Source organism: Vibrio ziniensis (genome assembly GCF_011064285.1).
Classification (GTDB): domain Bacteria; phylum Pseudomonadota; class Gammaproteobacteria; order Enterobacterales; family Vibrionaceae; genus Vibrio; species Vibrio ziniensis.
The window spans coordinates 167043-187519 of the sequence record NZ_CP049331.1; the positions used below are offsets into that span (position 1 = coordinate 167043).

Sequence of the window (20477 nt, forward strand, 5' to 3'; positions counted from 1 at the left end):
TGAGTAATGAATGAGCAAATAGCGAACAAATTAATTACGCCGCTTCAAAGCTGGTGGCAGAGTATCAATCAACGCGAGAAAATTATGGTGGTTGTCTGCTCGCTGCTGATGATTGCTGCTATCGTTTTTTGGGGGGTGTTACAACCACTTAATGAACGAAATTCTCAAGCAAAAAACCGAATTCAAAGCGAGAAACAACTGTTGGCATGGGTATCAGAGAATGCCGATAAGATTACGACACTGCGTAAGCAAGGTGGCGTTGTCCGAACCTCAACTCCTCTGAATCAAATTGTTACGACCACCACTCGTCAGTTTAAGATTGAACTTATACGTGTTCAACCTCGCGGTGAAATGATGCAGGTGTGGGTTCAACCACTCCCATTTTCTCAGTTAGTCGCTTGGATTGCCCATCTGAAAGAACAGCAAGGTGTGGATGTAGAATTTATGGATATTAAACGTGGTAAACAATCCGGATTGGTTGAAGTACAGCGCTTACAGTTAAAACGAGGCGGTTAACTTGAAAAAAGTCATTGGTTACGTCACGGTGTTTGTTACCGTATTCATCACGAGTGCTCTAGTAAATCTACCCGCTCGGTTTGTTATTCAAAAACTGCCGATACCTTCGCAGTTAGAGATAACGGGATTACAAGGAACAATCTGGCAAGGTAGCGCAGAGCAGATCCACTGGGAAAATCGTAACTTTGGTGATGTAGCATGGCAATTCAAGCCATCAGCATTATTCGGGGCTAGATTAGAAGTTGCGTTACGTTTTGGTCGAGGCAGTGAGCTCAATTTGCGAGGAAAAGGCTTGGTTGGATATGGTCTATCGGGAGGCTATGCCCAGGATACCATTATTTCTATGCCAGCAGATGTTGCGTTGACACAAGTTGCTTTACCAGTACCTATATCAGCCCAAGGGCAGTTAGAGTTGTCGATTAACCAATATGCTTACCAAGCCCCTTTTTGCTTGAATGGGCATGGTTCATTGGCTTGGAACTCAGCCAATCTTGAATCTCCATTAGGTTCACTAGCATTAACGCAAGCTGTTGCAGATCTGCAGTGCGATAATAGTACCGTTAAAATTAAAGGTAGCCAGAAGAGCGAGCAAGTTTCTAGTGAATTTTCGGCTCAGCTGAGCCCTAACTATAGTTATCAAGCTGAAGGTTGGTTTAAACCTGGTGCAGAATTTCCTCAGCAGCTCGCCAATCAGCTGAAATGGTTGCCTAAGCCAAATAACCAAGGCAACTACACGTTTAAACAGCAAGGTCGTTTGTAGAGCGAAACTTCATTTCGCTCATAACAAATAAAAAAAGGCGAGAGGGAGTTCTCGCCTTTTTAACTTAACGTCATCATTTCTTGCCTAGCATTTCAATATTTTATCCCATGGAAGATCTGCATCACCTAATACAATAAAATTCGGATTTTCCAAGGTTTCTCTTTCGTTGTATGAAAGGGGTTCTAAGGCAGTATTTAGAATGCGTCCACCGGCTTCTTCTACAATGCATTGTGTCGCTGCCGTATCCCATTCACCTGTCGGCCCTAAACGCAAGTAACAGTCGACAGCACCTTCAGCCACTAAGCATGCTTTTAACGCTGCAGAGCCGAGAGGAACTAAATCATAGTTCCAGGCGCTGCTGAGTTTGCTGGTAATGCGGTTGATGTCCTGACGACGGCTAATAGCAATGGCTATCGACTGGTTTGGCAGTTCATGAGTGTGCGTGCGGATACGAAGGCTTTCAGACATATCTGGAATTTTCCACGCACCTTTGCCTGCATAGGCATAGTACGTCACACCTGAAACCGGACCATACACCACGCCCATTACGGGTTTGTTGTGTTCAACTAGGGCAATAATTGTCGCGAAATCACCGCTGCGAGCAATGAACTCTTGGGTGCCGTCTAATGGGTCAACCAGCCAATATCTTTCCCATGTTTCACGTGTTTGCAAACTGATGTCAGCATCTTCTTCAGAAAGAATTGGAATATCTGGCGTTAATTCTTTTAAGCGTTCCATTACCAATTTATGCGCAGCTAAATCGGCGCTGGTTACTGGTGTTTCATCTTTTTTAGTGAATGCTTGGTAAGATTTTTTCTCATAGATATCGAGGATCAACTGACCGGCAGAGCGAGCAATCTCGATGACGTCTGGTAATAGGTGAGAGAGATCTTTGACTGTTGGCATAATCTTTCCTATGACTCTGGCGGTAATTATTGTAGGTATCGCAGAGTAAGCATTAGGGCGGTGATGCTGCGAGCTTCACAGAAGTCTAAGTGGGTTAGTAGCTCTTCAGCTTGTGCTAAAGGCCAGCGAACCACTTGAAGAGGCTCTGGTTCATCACCTTCCAATTGTTCTGAGTATAGATCTTGTGCAATAAAGAGCGTCATTTTGCTGGAAAAATAAGAGGGAGCTAGTACCACTTCTTTGAGTGCGGTCAGCTTATGTGCCCCAACACCAACCTCTTCTTTCATTTCACGGTTCGCTGCTTGTTCCGCAGTTTCGCCCGGATCGATCAAACCTTTTGGAAAGCCTAGTTCATAGCGCTCTGTTCCGGCACAATATTCGCGGACTAACAACAGATCACCTTGTTCAGTCACAGGAACCATCATGACGGCGTTACGACTACTCGGTTTCATCCGTTCGTAAGTGCGTTGTTCGCCATTGGAAAAACGAAGATCAAGTGCTTCGATAGAAAATAGCTTTGATTTAGCCACTACACTCTTGGCAAGAATCTCCGGTAACTTGGACGACATTCACTGACTCCTTCACTGCATTAGTTTTCTTACTATATGAGAAAATGTCTCAACTTAAAATATCACTTTCACCTGAGACACAAATAAAAAAGCTGATGCTTGTTGGCATCAGCTTTTTTTGAATGGAATCATTAGTAGTATGAGTGATCACCGCGGTCATGCTCTGTCGCATCGCGAACAGCAGTAAGTTCGCCTTCGAACTGAGCTAGCAACTCTTTCTCAATACCTTCTTTCAAGGTGACATCAACCATTGAACAGCCGTTACAGCCTCCACCAAAGGCAACAATAGCCACGCCTTGATCGGTAATTTCAACTAGGCTAACGTGACCGCCGTGACCCGCAAGTTGTGGGTTCACTTGAGTTTGAATAGCGTATTCAACACGTTCAATCAGACTCGCATCGTCAGCTACTTTACGCATTTTCGCATTTGGTGCTTTGAGCGTGAGTTGTGAGCCCATTTTGTCAGTAACAAAATCAATCAGCGCATCTTCAAGGAAAGGTAGGCTTAGTTCGTCAACGTAAGCAGAGAACTCGTTAAATGGAATCTCAGTATCAGTAGCTTCAACGGCTTCTGGTGGGCAGTAAGACACGCCACATTCAGCATTTTGCGTTCCTGGGTTTACGACAAAAACACGGATGTTTGTGCCTTCAGGTTGCTGTGAAAGCAGTTTTGCAAAGTGAGACTGAGCAGATTCAGTGATAGTTATAGTGTTAGTATTTGACACGACGAATACCTGAGTGCATTTGTAGGTTATTTGGTCACCATTCTACTCCTGTGATTGGAAGAATCCAGCCCTTTTGTTTTTATGCTCGGGCTTTACGAATTATCTTCTGGTTCAGGAGTGCGGCATATGCAGTAAATATCAATCCTTTCGACGCCTACTTCAAGTAGCAACTGACATAAATGCAGCACAGTACTCCCTGTTGTCACTACATCGTCCACTATTGCCACATGTTTGCACTTTGGCCGTCGGTTAAGTCGAAAAGCATTGGCTAAGTTGTGCTTGCGTTGCACTTTACTTAGTGCTTGTTGAGATTTGGTATCCAAAACTCGAGAAAACAATCTTGGCTGATAATCAACATTCAAAAAGGCGGCCAAGTGCTTGGCAATAAGATCACTTTGGTTAAACCCTCTGCGCAGATATCGATGCCAGTGCAGTGGGACGCTGGTTATCACTGGTGCCGGAGTTTCAATACATTCAGAGAGGCGTTTCGCCAACGGTTTCGCTTGCCAGAACTGCCGCTGATATTTGAGCAGGTGAATGATGTTGCTTAGTGGAAATTGGTAGTCACCCACACAATATAAGTTATGCCAAATCGTTGGTTTGGTGAGGCATTGACCACACATATCGACAGGTGTCAGTGTTGCTAAACCGCAGCATTGGCAACGAGGATATTTAGGATACCAAGCTTCACATGCAGAGCAAACGGCATAGGGTAGTTTGTTGTCTAATGCCAATTTACAGATAGGGCACTGTGGCGCAAGGCAACGGTGTATAAAATTAGCTTTTTGAAACCAATCGGATAACATGTTTTTGTCTTACAAAGAAGGAATAAATAGCATCTGCCTTCTGTAAATTGGATTGAATGGATTTAGTAGGAGAGTGTGTGAGTATGGCTTCAGAGTTGTATTGGCAAGTCAGTGGTAGTGGACCAGATATCGTATTGGTACACGGCTGGGGGATGAATGGCGCAGTTTGGCAGCAAACGGTCGATATTCTCAATACTCAGTTTCGTGTTCACGTTGTCGATCTTCCAGGATATGGACACAGTGCGGATTGCCATGCTGAAAACTTAGAAGAGATAGCTAAGGCTCTGATTCTTCAAGCGCCAAAGAAAGCGATTTGGATTGGTTGGTCACTTGGGGGGCTCGTTGCAACGCATATGGCGCTACATCATAACGAGTACGTCAGCAAGTTGGTGACTGTCGCTTCTTCCCCCAAATTTGCTGCAGACAAACCGTGGCGTGGCATTCAGCCAGCTGTGCTTTCAGCATTTACCGATCAGTTAGTGGAAGACTTTCAGCTAACTATTGAGCGCTTTATGGCTTTACAGGCAATGGGTAGTCCCTCTGCAAGACAAGATGTAAAAAACCTAAAGCAAGCAGTATTGTCTCGCCCGACGCCCAATCCTAAGGCTTTGCTTGCTGGACTTAAGATGCTCGCCGATGTCGATTTGCGTGAGCAGCTCCCTCATATTTCAGTTCCAATGCTGCGCTTATACGGGCGTTTAGATGGTCTGGTGCCGATTAAAGTCGCTCACGATTTACAGCAAGTTGTGCCGGATAGTGAACAATATATCTTCACGGAATCCTCCCATGCTCCATTTATGACGGAATTGGATACTTTTTGTCAGCAGTTGATCTCCTTCGCCCACCATAAACAGTGAATAAGAATCTATCTATCTGATATACGTGCGCTTTATTTTTGTGCTAAATGTTTACACAGATTGGTCGATAAATAAGCTAACCCGTTGAGGCAAAGCATAACTCTGTTTTAACGGGCTGGGCGATACTGAGGAGGTTTCGGCTATGATCGTGTCACCGACTAACGTTAGTGTGCCACTTATCGCCCCATCAGTGAATGTTCAGACAGAGCAGGCAGCACGAGACAACAAAGTTCGTGAACCTGTTATGCCGACCGTTGAGCTGGTTAGAACTAACTCTGAACGTAATGTAAAGGCTGATGATAAAAGGCGAAAGCGCGCCTCGTGGGATCCGTCAGAGCATCCTGGTTATGATGTGGTGACTGAACATGAAGCTCAATCCTCTTATCAAGAAGAACGACACAGTGAGCTTGATAGACTGTTCGAACTATTAGCACTATCGACATACAGTGAAGAGCAAGGTAAAGGCTATGCAATGCGGTTTCGGTTACCGAAACGTATCATTGATGAAGCGATAACTGCTGGAAAAATGGCTCGCAGACGTACTGTAATCAAGTACCACTATGGTCACGCTGTAGTGCCCAATATTCCTTCAGAAGTGATAGCGATATTATGAATGTCGTTTTTTCGCAACACTCAAAATAAAATCCCCATAGCAAAAGCGATGGGGATTTTTATTTGTAGCGTTCAACTCTTTTGCTTCGAATTGAAGGCTCTGGAGTCACTCTGGGGTGTTAAAAAAATGATCAGACGGAGCATCGGTAGAACAGCGAATAGGCGTCAAACGCAAACGCGCATTCATTCGTCCCTGAAGCTCCGCCGAGCCATCCATGGCTCGGAGGGTTTGCTTATCGACGTCCATTCACTGTCAGGATATTTTCCAGAATGGTATTAGCGTTTCGCTTTAGCAAAAGCGTCCGCAAAGGCACTATTAAAACCGCCACTTTGAGCTTCATTACGACCACGAGCAGTACCATTTCCTTGTGAAGAACGGTTGTTTCCGCGTGGTTGATTTCCCCTAGGTTGATCGCTCCTTGGTTGAGCGTTGTCAGAACGAGCTGGACGGCTGTCTTGCCCCGGTTCATCGTTAAGACGCATGGAAAGCGCAATACGTTTACGTTGCACGTCTACTTCCATGACTTTGACTTTAACGATATCGCCAGCTTTTACTACTTCACGAGGATCCGACACATAACGATCTGTCAGCGCAGAGATATGCACCAAACCATCTTGGTGAACACCAATATCCACAAAGGCACCAAAGTTCGCAACGTTAGATACGACGCCTTCTAGAATCATGCCCGGTTCAAGGTCGGAAACCTCAGTTATGCCGTCGGCAAATGTTGCTGTTTTAAATTCAGGGCGAGGGTCGCGTCCCGGTTTATCAAGCTCTTTAATGATGTCGCTAACGGTTGGTACACCAAAGTTTTCATCGGTGTAATCGACCGCACGTAGTGTGCTCAAGAAATCGCTGTTTCCAATCAATGTCTTAATATCTTGATGGTTTTTCTCTGCGATATTTTTCACCACAGGGTAAGCTTCAGGGTGAACCGCAGAGCCATCAAGCGGGTTCTTGCCATTCATAATACGCAAGAAGCCAGCACACTGCTCATAAGCTTTTGGTCCTAAACGTGCAACTTTTTTCAGGTCAGTACGAGCATTGAAACGACCATTTTCATCACGGTAGTCGACAATGTTTTGCGCGAGTACCGTTGAAAGTCCAGCGACTCGGGTAAGGAGGGCTGGAGACGCGGTATTTACATCCACACCTACGGCGTTTACACAGTCTTCCACTACTGCATCCAGACGTTTTGCCAGCAGCGATTGGCTTACATCGTGCTGATACTGGCCCACTCCGATAGATTTAGGGTCAATTTTTACCAACTCAGCTAGTGGGTCTTGCAGGCGTCGAGCAATAGATACCGCGCCACGCAAAGAGACATCCATATTCGGGAACTCTTTTGCTGCCAGTTCTGATGCTGAATAAACCGAAGCACCTGCTTCGCTGACCATGATTTTTTGCACTTTCAAACCATCACGTTTGATCATGTCTGCAGCAAAGGCATCGGTTTCACGAGAAGCGGTACCGTTACCAATCGCAATTAAATCTACGTTATGTTTTTTGACTAATGCAGATACAGTTTGCATTGCTCGGTCATATTGGTTTTGCGGCTGGTGCGGATAAATCGTATCGGTAGCGAGTACTTTACCAGTTGAATCAACTACTGCGACTTTACAGCCAGTACGCAATCCTGGGTCTAAACCCAATGTTGCGCGAGGACCGGCAGGTGCTGCCATGAGAAGGTCTTTGAGGTTGGTTGCGAAGACATTGATAGCTTCAATCTCAGCGCTCTCTTTCATGGTGCCCATCAGTTCGGTTTCCATATGCATAGAAACCTTGATACGCCACGCCCAACTGATCACCTGTTTACGCCATGTGTCTGCTGGCGCTTGGCTCAAATGAATACCGTAATGCTGCGCAATAATGGTTTCACAGTGAGATTGACGTGCGGTTTCTTCAAGCTCTGGATCAGCATTTAGAGTCAGAGTTAAGAAACCTTCATTACGTCCGCGAAGCATCGCAAGAGCGCGGTGCGACGGTACTTTGCTTACTGGTTCTTGGTGTGCAAAGTAGTCTTTGAATTTTTCACCTTCTTGCTCTTTGCCTGCAACCACACGAGAGACCAACTCTGCATTACGAGTCAGATGGCGGCGGACTTTTTCCAGTAAGTCCGCATCTTCAGCGATACGTTCCATAATGATAGCGCGAGCGCCATCAAGTGCTGCTTTGGTATCTTCGATGCCTTTATCTGCGGAAATGTAGCGCGCAGCTTCGGATTCGGGTTCTGTTTGTGGTTCGTTCCAAAGTTTGTCAGCTAATGGTTCTAAACCCGCTTCGATAGCGATTTGACCTTTAGTTCGACGTTTTGGTTTGTATGGCAGATAGAGATCTTCAAGACGTGTTTTGCTGTCGGTTTCTGAAATGGCTTTTTCTAATTCAGGCGTCAATTTGCCTTGATCCTGAATCGACTTAAGAATGGTTTGGCGGCGGTCTTCCAGCTCACGCAAATAAGATAGTCTGCTATCTAATGTGCGTAGTTGGGTGTCATCTAGACCACCAGTCACTTCCTTACGGTATCGAGCGATAAAAGGAACAGTATTGCCATCATCAATTAGGTTGACGGCTGCGATGACTTGCTCTGAGCGAACGTTTAGCTCATTGGCAATCAAGTTGCATATAGCTTGGCTCATGAATGCTCTCAAATTTTAACTACAGATATAATTAAATGGGGGCGGTGTTAATGGATTTAAACCGCATTGCCACTGCCCCAATTCATTTGTAGCTAGTTTATTTGTTTTTTACGCGTTGCAAATGCCAGTAAGAGCCGTGGACAATGAAGGTGTAACCGATGAGTTCTAGACCTTCTTGGATGATGGTTTTAACAGCAAATCCTTGTTGTCCTAACAAAGGCTCCCATATTAAGTGGCCGCTGCCTAAGATACGGCTTAACACCATCACTATAATTAGGCCCAACAATAGTGGGCGGAATTCGTCGAGCCTGATGAAATCACGGATTGGTCGCCAGATGGTGCTATTGTGGCGTAACAACGAATAGCCGATGGCCGAAAGTGCTACTGTCAGAGCTGGAATAAGCCAAAAGCCATGCCAGATAAGGTCAAAGAAATGATCTAATTCGCGGATTAATACGCAAACGAAAAAAAAGGATACCAGTATATAGAGGCCTCGTGATGAAACGTTTCTTTTAGCTGATACAGCAAAAATTAACGCACAATCCAATATAAACAGTTCTTGAAGCATCTCTGTTACTGAGATTTCTCCCACACCATTTTGGAAAACGATGAGATCCAAGTAAAGTGCTATCGGTGTTAACATCAACAGAAGCACAAAACCGGGAGGATCGGTTATTGAGCTAGCATGCTGTGATTTAGCGTATTGGTTAAGCATAGTGTCTGCTTATATATAGTTGTCATTAGATAGCTCATAGTAATGATGTGTTGTTTTTTATTTCTAATGAAAAGATCTAAATAAACCTAAAGCCAGACACATATTTCTGTAACACGTTGAATTAAAATATTTAGGCTGAGAATGAAAACAAAGTTAATCACTCGTGAAGGCTACAACAAGCTCAAAAAAGAGCATGATTACTTATGGAATGAGCGTCGTCCGGAAGTGACTAAAATTGTCACTTGGGCGGCAAGTTTAGGTGATCGTTCTGAAAATGCGGATTACACCTTTAATAAACGTCTACTGCGACAAATTGATCGACGTGTTCGTTTTTTACGTAACCTATTGCCAGAACTGAAAATAGTGGATTACTCACCTCAGCAGGAAGGAAAAGTTTTTTTCGGTGCTTGGGTAGAAATTGAAAACCAACAAGGGGATATTAAAAAATTCCGCATTGTAGGACCTGAAGAAATTTATGGTGAAGTAAAAGACTACATCTCAATTGATTCTCCAATGGCGCGTGCGTTACTGAAAAAAGAAGTTGATGATGAATTTGTGGTGAGAACGCCAACTGGCGAAAAAGAATGGTTCATTAATTCGATTTCTTATGAAAAAAGCAGTTGAAATAAACGCTAACAATTCTCTGAATTTCTTTATCATAAACGGTGTTACATTTCACTATCCCAGAAGTGTATGGGGTTGAATAACGAATAGGTAGGACGTAAATGCAAGAAAACTTTAAAGTCTTAGTAGTCGATGACGATGCACGTCTGCGTGCGCTGTTGGAGCGTTACTTATCTGAGCAAGGCTTCCAAGTTAGAAGTGTTGCGAACAGTGAGCAAATGGACCGCCTATTAACTCGTGAAACCTTCCATATCATGGTGTTAGATTTGATGTTGCCTGGAGAAGACGGTTTATCTATTTGTCGTCGTCTGCGCAATTCAAACAACATGATTCCAATTCTGATGCTGACTGCGAAAGGCGATGAGATTGATCGTATCGTTGGTTTAGAAATCGGCGCGGATGATTACCTGACGAAGCCTTTTAACCCTCGTGAACTACTGGCGCGTATTAAAGCTGTATTACGTCGTCAAACCATTGAAGCTCCGGGAGCACCAAGCTCTGAAGAGTCAATGGTCGAGTTTGGTGAGTTTCGTCTGAACTTAGGTACTCGTGAGATGTTCCGTGGTGAAGAGCCTATGCCTCTGACTTCGGGTGAATTTGCAGTACTGAAGGCGCTGGTGATGAATGCACGTGAGCCGTTATCGCGTGATAAGTTAATGAATATGGCTCGTGGCCGCGAATATTCGGCAATGGAACGTTCCATCGACGTACAAATCTCTCGTTTACGTCGTATGTTGGAAGTTGATCCAAGCAAACCACGCTACATCCAAACCGTGTGGGGCTTGGGCTATGTATTCGTTCCTGACGGCAAATTAAACTAAGCGTAATTTTATTTATGCTGTTTTATGCACGCGTCGGCTGATTAAACTAGAAGGCGCGTGTTGCTTCTCTTCTCTATTCGCGCCTTATCTGTAATTTTCATTGACGGTAAACCCCTGTCTGTAACAATCAGTAAGTAACTACTGGTTTATCAAAGCAGTGTTTAAAATCCGTTGATAAAGAACATAGGCAAAATATGCGTATTCGTAGCTCGTTTACTCAATCCATTCTTCTCTTTTTAAGCCTGCTCATTGCCAGTCAGGTTTACTCCTATTACGCCGTCTTCAATTATGCACTGATGCCGAGCTTAAAGCAGTTCAACAAAATTCTCAGTCACGAAATTAACTTGATGCTGGATGATACCGTCAATCAAGACTCGGACGTGTCAATGGATGCGCTATTGCGTCGTCGCGTTCTTGAGCAACTTGGGGTGACCATTCATGCTGAAGACAGTCCGATTGCCAGTGAGTTTGAGCATGCCATCAGTATTGATTTGATGAGTGAAGATATGAGCTTGGAGCTCGGTTCGCCAACGGAAGTTCGTATGATGTCTGGTGCAGAGAGTTATGTTCTATGGATGAAAATCGAATCTCTACCAGGGCAGTTACTTCGTATTCCTCTTTCTGAATTACGGGAAAAAGACTTCTCCCCTCTGTTTCGCAACAGCATCATCATGGCTTTAATGATTGTTTTTGGCGGTTGGTTATTTATCCGTATGCAAAACAGGCCTCTAATCACGCTAGAGAAAGTTGCGCAGGCTGTTGGTCGGGGAGAGGTGCCACCACCGCTACCGGAGAGAGGTGCTTCGGAAATTCGCTCAGTAACACGCGCTTTTAACCAGATGTCAAAAGGGATACAAGCGTTAGAAGAAGACCGAGCTCTGTTGATGGCAGGTATCAGTCATGATCTGCGTACTCCACTGACCCGCATTCGATTAGCCACAGAGATGATGGCTCCAGAAGACAGCTATTTGGCAGAAGGAATCATCAGTGACACCGAAGAGTGTAATGAGATCATCAGCCAGTTTATGGACTATTTGAAGCCTGTGAATAAACAGACATTCGAAAAGGTGAATGTCAACGATATTGCTCAGGATGTGGCAAGCTCAGAAGGCGGATACGAAGTGCAGATTGAAGTTGAACTGCACAAAGGCAAAGCGACTGCGTTTGGTAACCCAATTGCAATTAAGCGTGCGGTTAGTAACTTAGTGGTGAATGCGGTTCGTTACGGAAATGGCTGGGTGAGAGTCAGCTCTGGTGTCACAGCGGACAACAGCATGGTGTGGATTTGTGTGGAAGACAATGGACCAGGCATTGAACCAAGCCAAGTGAACAAGGTATTTGAACCTTTTACTCGCGGAGACACTGCTCGCGGTAGCGAAGGTACCGGTTTGGGACTCGCGATAGTGAAACGTATTATTAGCCAGCACAGCGGCTCTGTCATGGTCAGCAATCGCAGTGAAGGTGGTTTACGGGCGCAGATTAGCTTTCCGACCAAGTGATACCATCCTAGATCAAAATATGATCAGACTGAGCATCGGCAGAACTGCGAATAGGCGTCAAACGCAAACGCGCATTCATTCGTCCCTGAAGCTCCGCTGAGCCATCCATGGCTCGGAGGGTTTGCTTATCGACGCATATTCACTATCCAGAATGGTATGATTGAATATCTAGCAAATCAATTTTGGAATTAAAAAGGCTCGCATTGTGCGAGCCTTTTTCTTAAATCATCATAAGCACTATGAATCTAGAGCTTGTTCCAATTCTTGCTCAGGTTGCTCTTTTCTTACTGGCTTCGTTTCCGGTAGCAGCAGGTTTAAAAGAATCGCGGTAATACCGCCAGCCGCAACACCCGTCGAGAAAATGCTTTTCACAAAATCAGGCATAAACTGCAGGATTTCAGGTTTCTGTGCGATGCCCAGACCCATTGAAAATGACAGAGCTATGATAAGAATCGCGCGACGGTCTAAATCGACACGAGCAATGATACGGATACCTGCCGCCGCGATAGTACCGAACATGACTATGGTCGCACCGCCGAGTACTGGCTCAGGGATCAACTGAACAAAGCTTGCTACGCCAGGGAATAAACCTAATAGCACGAGCATACCTGCGATAAAGTAACCCACGTAACGGCTAGCAACGCCAGTCAGTAGAATCACGCCGTTATTCTGGCTAAAGGTTGAGTTCGGGAAGCTGTTAAATACAGCAGCAAGTGCTGAGTTAACGCCATCTGCTAAAACCCCACCTTTGATACGCTTCATGTAAATCGGGCCTTTTACTGGCTCTCCTGACACTTCCGACGTTGCAGTGATATCACCGATGGCTTCTAAAGCGGTGATTAAGAAAATCAGTACTAGAGGAATGAACAGTGACCAGTCAAAGCTCAAACCATATTGCATCGGTACAGGTAGTGCGATCAGCGATGTTTCACTTATTTTGCTGGTATCGACCATGCCCATGAAATAAGCCATCGCAACGCCCACAAGCATCGCAATCACAATTGAGGCAACGCGAATATATGGGTTACGTGCACGGTTTAGCAAAATGATGATGGCTAGAACGGTTCCTGCTAGAGCCAGTTTATCAAGACTACCGAAACTACCGTCGCCCATTGCCGCGTAGCCCCCACCCATAGAGACTAGACCAACTTGGATCAGAGTGAGACCGATCAGTGTAACGACAATACCTGATACCAGCGGTGTGATAACGCGTTGTGCAAATTCCAATACGCGAGAAAGCAGAATTTCAGCAAATGATGCGACTAAAATAGTACCGAAAATGGCCGCCATCATGGTTTGAATATCAGCACCGCCAGCTTTTAGCGCAAGACCGGCACCAATGATTGGACCTAAGAAGTTAAAGCTGGTGCCTTGAATCGATAACAAGCCTGAGCCGATAGGACCAATAGTTCGAATTTGAATAAATGAAGATACACCTGAAGCAAATAAAGACATGCTGATAATGGTGTTGGTTTCAGCTGCTGGAACGCCCAAACTTTGGCAAATAATCAGAGATGGCGTAATAACAGCAACGAACATAGCAAGCAGGTGCTGAAGTGCAGCAAAAAAAGTGTGTGGCAAAGGCGGTCTGTCATTGAGTTGGTAGACAAGATCGGACTTACGAGCCGCGTTTTCGGTTGTCATTTTTATTTTCCTAAGTGAGTGATTCACAAAGATGCGCTGAATGGGCATTCCTCGTGGAGCAGAATGGTTGTCTGTGATTGCTGTTAATCAGGTTCTGCTCTGAAAAATAGCCTTAAAGCTTTCAAGGTTTATAGAGCTTTGAGGCTAAATTTTGCGAGAATTATAGAGTAATAACTGTAAAAGGCAAACGTTTGCTTAAGTTTGGTGCAAAGGAAAACAGCTGCGATTTTTAAGGATTAAGCTTTTGCATAAACATCTCGTTCGTCAAGCCAGCGATCGATAATAGCGGTAGCATTACTTGGGTAATTGTCATGAATATGGCGAGCAATACGCTGAACTTCTGGAATAAGGCGCTGATCTCGTACTAAGTCAGCAATTTTGAAATCAGCCAAACCCGTCTGCTTGGTGCCTAGTAGTTCCCCGGGACCACGAATTTCCAAGTCTCGCTGCGCGATAACGAACCCGTCATTACTTTCACGTAATACGCCAAGGCGTTTCTGCGCGGTTTTAGAAAGTGGCGCGTGGTACAAAAGTACACAATGACTGGCAACCGAGCCTCGACCAACACGACCACGCAGCTGGTGCAACTGGGCTAAGCCTAAGCGCTCTGGGTTTTCAATGATCATTAAGCTTGAGTTGGGTACATCCACACCTACTTCAATCACTGTAGTTGCGACAAGAAGATGCAACTCATTGTTTTTAAATGCCTGCATCACTTCTTGTTTCTCGGTTGGCTTCATTCTGCCGTGAACCAAACCGATTTTGACATCGGGCAGTTTGCGTTGCAGCTCTTCTGCAGTATCAGCTGCAGCTTGTGCTTCCAAGACTTCAGATTCATCAATCAGAGTACAAACCCAATAGGCTTGCTTGCCTTCATTCAAACAAGCATTACGTACGCGTTCAACAATGTCGTCTCGTTTGGTATCTGGAATTGCGACGGTTTGAATCGGCGTTCTGCCCGGCGGAAGTTCATCGATAATCGAGGTTTCTAAATCCGCATAAGCAGTCATTGCCAGAGTTCGAGGAATAGGGGTGGCTGTCATGATGAGCTGATGAGGATACGCGCCTTGTTTAGCGCCTTTCTCGCGTAACTCTAGTCGCTGGTGGACACCAAAACGATGCTGCTCATCGATAATCACTAACGCTAAATGATCAAAAACCACGTGTTCTTGGAACAGTGCGTGAGTACCCACTACCATTTTTACTTCACCACTGGCAATACGCGCGAGCTCGGCTTCTTTGGCTTTGCCTTTGAGTTTGCCCGCTAGCCAACCTACTTTGATACCCATCGCTTCAAACCACTGGCTGAAGTTTATGGCGTGTTGCTCCGCTAACAATTCTGTTGGTGCCATCAAGGCGACTTGGTAGCCATTTTCAATGGCTCTGGCAGCCGCTAGAGCAGCAACGAGAGTTTTACCTGAACCTACATCCCCTTGAACTAAACGCATCATAGGGTGAGGTTTTGCGAGATCAGTTTCGATTTCGTTAACCACCCGAGTTTGGGCATTGGTTGGTGAAAAAGGTAATTGAGCCAACAGCTGATTTTTCAGAGAGTCTGACGCTTTTAGCGGCAAAGCGACATCTTGCTGCCCTTTACTGCGAACAGCCAACATGGATAGGTTTTGAGCCAGCAGTTCTTCCATAATCAGGCGAATTTGCGCCGGATGGCGACCATCATCAAACAGACTTAAATCGATATCCGATGGTGGGCGGTGGATGGTGTGCAACGCCTGAGCCAGAGTTATTTGATGATCGTATAAACCGGATGGAAGCAGTTCTTGCACTGCTGCTTTATCAAGTAGTGATAACGCTTGATCAGTCAGGCTGCGCAGAGTGAGCTGACGCAGACCTTCAGTGGTCGGGTAGACTGGAGTCAGGTTAGCTTCAACATCGGGCTTTTGTTCTGGGAAATAGAACTTGTATTCAGGATGAATAATCTCCAGCCCAGTATTGCCACGTTTAATTTCGCCGTAAGCGTGTACTAACTTACCTTCGGTAAAATTGTTTTTAATCCCTGCGGTAAAGTTGAAAAAGCGTAGCGTGAGCGTGCCGTTTCCGTCGCTGATTTTTACTGTCAGCATTTTGCGACGACCGAAAGTAGTATCGACCGCCATCACTTTACCTTGCACCGCTGCCCAAAGACCCGGATGCAGTTTTACTATTGGGTAGATTCGAGTGCGATCTTCATAGCGTAACGGCAGGTGGAACAGCAAATCTTGTACGGTGATAAGCCCAACTTTCTCCAGTTTTTCGGCCACTTTTGCCCCCACTCCGGAAAGTGAGGTTAATGGAATTGCTGATAAAAGCTGAGACATAATCAACCATTTAGCTGTTTGAAATAAAGGTTATTCAAACATTAAGCTGTGTTTTTGTACAGGGGAATTATTTGCTCTGCATCGCTTTCCACCAAGATTCATCTGCCACAATTTGGCCTTCGTCATCCAGTGGTGGATAGGGAAGCTTCTTACGTTTAGCCACTTTGGCTAATACAGGGTGACCGCGCTCGAACAAAATACGATGAATGGTTTCTTCAGGAAGCGGGCTTTTTTCCTGCTGATACATACCAGCAGCTTGGCGTTGACGTTGTGCCTCATACAGAATCAGTGCGCTAGCAACCGATACGTTGAGTGATTGCACCATTCCTACCATAGGAATCACGATGTCTTGATCGGCCAGCTCAAGAGCTTGTTTTGAGATACCCACTTTTTCACTACCCACGATAATCGCTGTCGGTTTGGTGTAATCAATTTCACGAAAATCTATCGCTTTTTCGGAAAGGTTGGTCACTAATACCTGCATGTTCTGCGCTTTTAGCGCTTTTATCGCATCTTGAATACTATCGTGAGTATCGACTTCGACCCAGTTACGAGCGCCTGCTGAGGTATGAGCAAGAGTACGCATTTGTTTGTTTGGCCAAACCGCATGGATTTTGTGTAATCCAATTGCATCGGCAGTACGAATGACCGCAGATACGTTATTTGGCTTGTGTACTTCTTCTAAACATACGGTCAGATCAGGTTGGCGTGCTTTCAGCACCTCTTGAATTCGAGTGTAACGTTCTAAGTTCATAATAAATTTTCTATGCTTTATCCCCTTACTACTTGAAGCTGCAGTGCTTTATGTTTTTGTACGGGGTCTACGTTCGTTCACCCCAATCACATAGTTTACTATGCTCATGGGGATTCACTCACTTGCCGCCTACCTGCAACTCCAAGTAGTTTGGGTATAGTCTGTGGTTGGTAAACGGTCACCACATAAAATAAAAAAGCCCTTGATAGGCCATATCAAGGGCTACATCGTTAGGTTACTTAAGCATAGGCGCTATTAGTGCCTTCTGCGTCTCACCTTCGGTGCGTTTGGCATTGCACGAATTTTCTTCATAATGCCAGCAAGATGAACACGATCTTTTGTGGTCAGTACCACAGTTACTGTGTACAGACGGCCATCACGTTCTTCTGTCGACAGACCATGAATATTGGAGCCTGTCTTCGAAATCACATTAGTCAGTTCTGCAAGTGCGCCTTGGCGGTTTTGCATATCGACTTTCAGTTCAGTGATGAAGTCTTGATCGTAATCTTTGGTCCATTCCACCGCCATGTACTTATCAGGCTCTTTCTGATGCCCGCGTACGTTAGGACAGGTTTCGCGGTGCACCACCAATCCACGGCCCGGAGAAACGTGCGCAATAATGTGGTCATCCGGAATTGGGTGACAGCAGTTGGCGAAGGTTAACAGAATACCTTCTGCACCTCGGATCGGCAGTTTCTTCTTAGGTTGACCGTCTTTGCTTTCTACTTCGGTTAATTCATCAGCATTGCCTAGTAGACGACGAGCAATCACGATACTCATTAATTCGCCAAGGCCAATCGCTGCTAATAAATCGTCAACGCTAGAAAGTTTTAGATCGCTAAGAACATGTTGCACACTGTCTTTGTTGATGGTGGAGATCGACTCTTCACCTAAGGCGTGATTCAGCAGGCGGCGACCCAAGCTCACTGATTCTTCACGGCGCATGGTTTTCAGAACCTGACGGATCTTAGTACGAGCACGTGAAGTCACTACGTAGTTTAGCCATGCGGCATTTGGACGCGCACCCGGAGCACTGATGATTTCAACGGTTTGACCATTCTTCAGTGGCTTGCTTAGTGGGTAAGGGTTGCGATCAACTCGAGTACCTACACAGGTGTTACCGACGTCGGTATGCACCGCATAGGCGAAGTCTACCGCTGTTGCGCCAACAGGCAGTTCAACGATACGACCTTTAGGTGTAAAGACGTAAATCTCATCTGGGAATAGATCGGACTTAACGTTTTCGATAAATTCGAACGAGTTACCTGCACTTTGCTGTAGTTCAAGCAGGCTTTGCATCCAACGCTGAGCTTTGATCTGTGCTGTTGTGCCGGTGCGGTCGCCATTGGCTTTATATGACCAGTGTGCTGCCACACCTTTGTCCGCCATTTGGTCCATATCTTCAGTTCGGATTTGAACTTCAACAGGTACGCCGTGTGGGCCAACCATTGAGGTATGCAGAGACTGATAGCCGTTCGCTTTTGGAACAGCAATGTAGTCTTTCATTCGACCCGGACGCGGTTTATACAGGCTGTGTACTTGACCTAGTGCTCGGTAACAGGTGTCAGCGCTATCAACCACAACACGAAACGCATAGATATCCATGATGGTGTGGAAGCGTTGCTCTTTAGTCTTCATCTTGTTGTAGATGGAGAAAAGGTTCTTTTCACGACCAAACACGCGAGCAGGTAAGCCAACTTCGTGCAGGCGACCTTCGATCTCGCTATGGATGCGTTGAATCATCTCTTTGCGGTTACCACGCGCCGCTTTCACGACTTCTTTTAGAACTCGATATCGGTTCGGATATAACGCTTCAAAACCTAGCTCTTCTAACTCGGTTTTAATGTTGTGAATACCTAAACGGTGGGCGAGTGGTGCGTAAATCTCTAGGGTTTCTCGGGCAATACGACGCTTTTTATCCGGACGAAGAGCACCTAATGTTCGCATGTTGTGCGTACGGTCAGAAAGCTTGATCAGAATCACGCGGATGTCTTGCACCATCGCAAGAACCATTTTGCGAAAGTTCTCTGCTTGAGCTTCTTTTCTATCGCGGAATTTAAGTTTGTCGAGCTTAGAGACCCCATCAACCAGTTCAGCAACAGCTTGACCAAATTGAGTTTCTAAATCTTCTTTGGTGACGTCGCAGTCTTCGATAACGTCGTGAAGGAGGGCTGCTTGCAGTGTTTCTAAATCCAAACGCATTTCTGCCAGAATTCGAGCTACTGCCACTGGGTGAATAATATAAGGTTCGCCGCTTGAGCGGGTTTGCCCTTCGTGGGCATCTCTTGCCACTATATAAGATTGGCGTAGAGCCTCAAGTTGAGGCTCTGTGAGATATTCCTGGGCAACGTCTTTGAGGCTATCGAATAGATACAAATTATAGGCCCGAGAGTTGTCTATTGTCTTACTTGCAGGGGATTAACGGTTGTGAACAATGCTGCTCACTGCTGCTAATTCAGCTGCTTCTTGCTCTTGCTGCTCTTGACGCTCACGTGCATCAAGTACGTCTTTAGTGATAAGACCTTCTTCGATTTCGCGAAGAGCGATAACCGTTGGCTTATCGTTCTCTTCTGGCACAAGTGAATCTTTACCACCAGTTTGCATTTGACGAGCGCGGCGAGCCGCAATCAGAACTAGGTCGAAACGGTTGCCAACTTTTTCAACAGCGTCTTGAACAGTTACGCGTGCCATGAGAACTCCAATATAAACAAAAATGTTGAATGACGAGAAAGTATACAACCTTACGCTAGTGGTTTCTAGCTAGTAAAGTTGTTAATAATACGTTTAATTACTCTGCGAGTAGTGCTTTAAGCATGCCTTTGTATTTGATCGACTGCTTATCTTGTTTTAATCGCTCGGCACGAATGATCGCTCTAAAATCGGTTAGGGCGGTATCGAAGTCATCATTAATAATGATGTAGTCGTATTCGTCGTAGTGAGAAATTTCAGATTTAGCTTCTGCCATACGCTTAGCAATAACAGCTTCGCTGTCTTGTCCGCGCGCGTTCAAACGACGTTCCAATTCACCGTTTGATGGAGGAAGAATAAAAACACTTCTAGCTTCGGGCATTTGCTCACGGATTTGGCGAGCACCCTGCCAGTCGATATCTAAAAAGACATCAATACCTTTATTAAGAGTCTCTTCAATCCAGATACGTGAAGTACCATAGTAGTTACCAAAGACTTCGGCGTATTCCAAAAATTCGCCTTTTTCGATCAGCGCTTCAAAGTGTTCCTTTTGCACAAAGTGGTAATGAACACCATCTTGCTCACCCGGGCGCATACCACGAGTTGTGTGCGACACCGATACTTTCATCGCATAGGCTGGGTTGTGTTCCAACATTTCAGCGATCAAGCTTGATTTACCTGCGCCGCTTGGTGCAGAGACAATATACAGAGTACCTTTGCCCATTGTTTGGTTCCACTTTGGTTTGGGATTGCGTGATCGGATTGTGCTCCGACACTCTTAAAGATAGCACTAGCTTAATTATTTCATTGGATTGATGAAATTTAGGCTAGAAAAATGGAGCGGAAGATTAGCATGATCTTGAGGATCTTCTCAAGGAAAAGGTCAAAAGCGACGCAATTTCTGACCGTAACCCTCTGCAAGTTCTGAAGAGATCACGCCTCGGTTTTTAATTGTTGTGAGAAAACGTTTGCTATTTTGTGAACTATTGCAGGTGAAATTGATTAATGTATAATCGCCGCCCTTAGCAC

At 45.3% G+C, this 20477-nt stretch carries 19 protein-coding genes; 7 read left to right on the top strand and 12 right to left on the bottom strand.

Features of this window, described 5'->3' with window-relative positions; translation table 11 throughout:
• Positions 1-6: 6 nt before the first annotated feature.
• Together G5S32_RS00745 and G5S32_RS00750 are read left to right on the top strand one after the other, a co-directional pair.
• A complete protein-coding gene (locus tag G5S32_RS00745) occupies positions 7-516 on the top strand; it encodes a type II secretion system protein M (protein WP_165310031.1) in 510 nt (169 codons plus the stop codon).
• 1 nt (position 517) lies between these two features.
• Positions 518-1276, top strand: a complete 759-nt coding sequence (locus tag G5S32_RS00750; protein ID WP_165310032.1) for a type II secretion system protein N — start codon at positions 518-520, stop codon at positions 1274-1276.
• A gap of 84 nt (positions 1277-1360) precedes the next feature.
• Here the strand turns inward: G5S32_RS00750 and cysQ are convergent, their stop codons facing one another.
• From cysQ to G5S32_RS00770, 4 genes are all read right to left on the bottom strand, one after another.
• Complete coding sequence (gene cysQ / locus G5S32_RS00755) at positions 1361-2182, bottom strand: 3'(2'),5'-bisphosphate nucleotidase CysQ (RefSeq protein ID WP_165310033.1); 822 nt, start codon at positions 2180-2182, stop codon at positions 1361-1363.
• 26 nt (positions 2183-2208) lie between these two features.
• Positions 2209-2751, bottom strand: coding sequence for an ADP compounds hydrolase NudE (nudE, locus tag G5S32_RS00760; protein ID WP_165310034.1), 543 nt, complete (start codon positions 2749-2751; stop codon positions 2209-2211).
• Positions 2752-2882: 131 nt separating this feature from the next.
• Positions 2883-3476 (bottom strand): Fe-S biogenesis protein NfuA, encoded by a 594-nt coding sequence (gene nfuA / locus G5S32_RS00765; protein ID WP_165310035.1) that lies wholly within the window; start codon positions 3474-3476, stop codon positions 2883-2885.
• Positions 3477-3568: 92 nt separating this feature from the next.
• Positions 3569-4282 carry a ComF family protein gene (locus tag G5S32_RS00770; protein WP_165310036.1) on the bottom strand — a complete coding sequence of 238 codons (714 nt, stop codon included), beginning with the start codon at positions 4280-4282 and terminating at the stop codon, positions 3569-3571.
• An 83-nt stretch (positions 4283-4365) separates the two neighbouring features.
• On the opposite strand from G5S32_RS00770, the gene bioH reads away from it, so the two are divergent.
• Positions 4366-5139, top strand: a complete 774-nt coding sequence (bioH, locus tag G5S32_RS00775) for a pimeloyl-ACP methyl ester esterase BioH (RefSeq protein WP_165312689.1) — start codon at positions 4366-4368, stop codon at positions 5137-5139.
• 142 nt (positions 5140-5281) lie between these two features.
• A complete protein-coding gene (locus G5S32_RS00780; protein ID WP_165310037.1) occupies positions 5282-5752 on the top strand; it encodes an ATP-dependent Lon protease in 471 nt (156 codons plus the stop codon).
• A 275-nt stretch (positions 5753-6027) separates the two neighbouring features.
• Here the strand turns inward: G5S32_RS00780 and G5S32_RS00785 are convergent, their stop codons facing one another.
• Together G5S32_RS00785 and G5S32_RS00790 are read right to left on the bottom strand one after the other, a co-directional pair.
• Positions 6028-8388: a Tex family protein gene (locus G5S32_RS00785; RefSeq protein ID WP_165310038.1), complete on the bottom strand. Its 2361-nt coding sequence runs from the start codon at positions 8386-8388 to the stop codon at positions 6028-6030.
• 97 nt (positions 8389-8485) lie between these two features.
• Positions 8486-9103: a hypothetical protein gene (locus G5S32_RS00790; RefSeq protein ID WP_165310039.1), complete on the bottom strand. Its 618-nt coding sequence runs from the start codon at positions 9101-9103 to the stop codon at positions 8486-8488.
• 141 nt (positions 9104-9244) lie between these two features.
• Here G5S32_RS00790 and greB point away from each other — a divergent pair, with 141 nt between their 5' ends.
• From greB to envZ, 3 genes are all read left to right on the top strand, one after another.
• Positions 9245-9727 (top strand): transcription elongation factor GreB, encoded by a 483-nt coding sequence (greB, locus tag G5S32_RS00795; RefSeq protein WP_165310040.1) that lies wholly within the window; start codon positions 9245-9247, stop codon positions 9725-9727.
• Positions 9728-9828: 101 nt separating this feature from the next.
• The gene (ompR, locus tag G5S32_RS00800) at positions 9829-10548 is read left to right on the top strand and encodes an osmolarity response regulator transcription factor OmpR (RefSeq protein ID WP_165310041.1); all 720 of its coding nucleotides are present in this window, start codon (positions 9829-9831) and stop codon (positions 10546-10548) included.
• A gap of 194 nt (positions 10549-10742) precedes the next feature.
• Positions 10743-12047, top strand: coding sequence for a two-component system sensor histidine kinase EnvZ (envZ, locus tag G5S32_RS00805; RefSeq protein WP_165310042.1), 1305 nt, complete (start codon positions 10743-10745; stop codon positions 12045-12047).
• 237 nt (positions 12048-12284) lie between these two features.
• Here the strand turns inward: envZ and G5S32_RS00810 are convergent, their stop codons facing one another.
• From G5S32_RS00810 to gmk, 6 genes are all read right to left on the bottom strand, one after another.
• The gene (locus G5S32_RS00810) at positions 12285-13691 is read right to left on the bottom strand and encodes a uracil-xanthine permease family protein (protein ID WP_165310043.1); all 1407 of its coding nucleotides are present in this window, start codon (positions 13689-13691) and stop codon (positions 12285-12287) included.
• A 236-nt stretch (positions 13692-13927) separates the two neighbouring features.
• The gene (gene recG, locus G5S32_RS00815; RefSeq protein WP_165310044.1) at positions 13928-16006 is read right to left on the bottom strand and encodes an ATP-dependent DNA helicase RecG; all 2079 of its coding nucleotides are present in this window, start codon (positions 16004-16006) and stop codon (positions 13928-13930) included.
• 67 nt (positions 16007-16073) lie between these two features.
• Positions 16074-16760: a tRNA (guanosine(18)-2'-O)-methyltransferase TrmH gene (trmH, locus tag G5S32_RS00820; protein WP_165310045.1), complete on the bottom strand. Its 687-nt coding sequence runs from the start codon at positions 16758-16760 to the stop codon at positions 16074-16076.
• 255 nt (positions 16761-17015) lie between these two features.
• Entirely contained in the window at positions 17016-19136 is a 2121-nt protein-coding gene (gene spoT / locus G5S32_RS00825; protein WP_165310046.1) for a bifunctional GTP diphosphokinase/guanosine-3',5'-bis pyrophosphate 3'-pyrophosphohydrolase, read from the bottom strand.
• A gap of 42 nt (positions 19137-19178) precedes the next feature.
• On the bottom strand, positions 19179-19451 hold the full coding sequence (rpoZ, locus tag G5S32_RS00830; protein WP_004728487.1) for a DNA-directed RNA polymerase subunit omega: 273 nt from the start codon (positions 19449-19451) through the stop codon (positions 19179-19181).
• A gap of 97 nt (positions 19452-19548) precedes the next feature.
• The gene (gmk, locus tag G5S32_RS00835; protein ID WP_165310047.1) at positions 19549-20172 is read right to left on the bottom strand and encodes a guanylate kinase; all 624 of its coding nucleotides are present in this window, start codon (positions 20170-20172) and stop codon (positions 19549-19551) included.
• Positions 20173-20477 lie beyond the last annotated feature (305 nt).

What these genes read in the sequence shown, in the direction of transcription:
- gmk (WP_165310047.1), bottom strand. Translation starts at nt 20,172, where the DNA reads ATGGGCAAAGGTACTCTGTATATTGTCTCTGCACCAAGCGGCGCAGGT.
- bioH (WP_165312689.1), top strand. Translation starts at nt 4,366, where the DNA reads ATGGCTTCAGAGTTGTATTGGCAAGTCAGTGGTAGTGGACCAGATATC.
- trmH (WP_165310045.1), bottom strand. Translation starts at nt 16,760, where the DNA reads ATGAACTTAGAACGTTACACTCGAATTCAAGAGGTGCTGAAAGCACGC.
- G5S32_RS00780 (WP_165310037.1), top strand. Translation starts at nt 5,282, where the DNA reads ATGATCGTGTCACCGACTAACGTTAGTGTGCCACTTATCGCCCCATCA.
- cysQ (WP_165310033.1), bottom strand. Translation starts at nt 2,182, where the DNA reads ATGCCAACAGTCAAAGATCTCTCTCACCTATTACCAGACGTCATCGAG.
- greB (WP_165310040.1), top strand. Translation starts at nt 9,245, where the DNA reads ATGAAAACAAAGTTAATCACTCGTGAAGGCTACAACAAGCTCAAAAAA.
- ompR (WP_165310041.1), top strand. Translation starts at nt 9,829, where the DNA reads ATGCAAGAAAACTTTAAAGTCTTAGTAGTCGATGACGATGCACGTCTG.
- rpoZ (WP_004728487.1), bottom strand. Translation starts at nt 19,451, where the DNA reads ATGGCACGCGTAACTGTTCAAGACGCTGTTGAAAAAGTTGGCAACCGT.
- envZ (WP_165310042.1), top strand. Translation starts at nt 10,743, where the DNA reads ATGCGTATTCGTAGCTCGTTTACTCAATCCATTCTTCTCTTTTTAAGC.
- nudE (WP_165310034.1), bottom strand. Translation starts at nt 2,751, where the DNA reads ATGTCGTCCAAGTTACCGGAGATTCTTGCCAAGAGTGTAGTGGCTAAA.
- recG (WP_165310044.1), bottom strand. Translation starts at nt 16,006, where the DNA reads ATGTCTCAGCTTTTATCAGCAATTCCATTAACCTCACTTTCCGGAGTG.
- G5S32_RS00785 (WP_165310038.1), bottom strand. Translation starts at nt 8,388, where the DNA reads ATGAGCCAAGCTATATGCAACTTGATTGCCAATGAGCTAAACGTTCGC.
- G5S32_RS00810 (WP_165310043.1), bottom strand. Translation starts at nt 13,691, where the DNA reads ATGACAACCGAAAACGCGGCTCGTAAGTCCGATCTTGTCTACCAACTC.
- G5S32_RS00790 (WP_165310039.1), bottom strand. Translation starts at nt 9,103, where the DNA reads ATGCTTAACCAATACGCTAAATCACAGCATGCTAGCTCAATAACCGAT.
- G5S32_RS00745 (WP_165310031.1), top strand. Translation starts at nt 7, where the DNA reads ATGAATGAGCAAATAGCGAACAAATTAATTACGCCGCTTCAAAGCTGG.
- G5S32_RS00770 (WP_165310036.1), bottom strand. Translation starts at nt 4,282, where the DNA reads ATGTTATCCGATTGGTTTCAAAAAGCTAATTTTATACACCGTTGCCTT.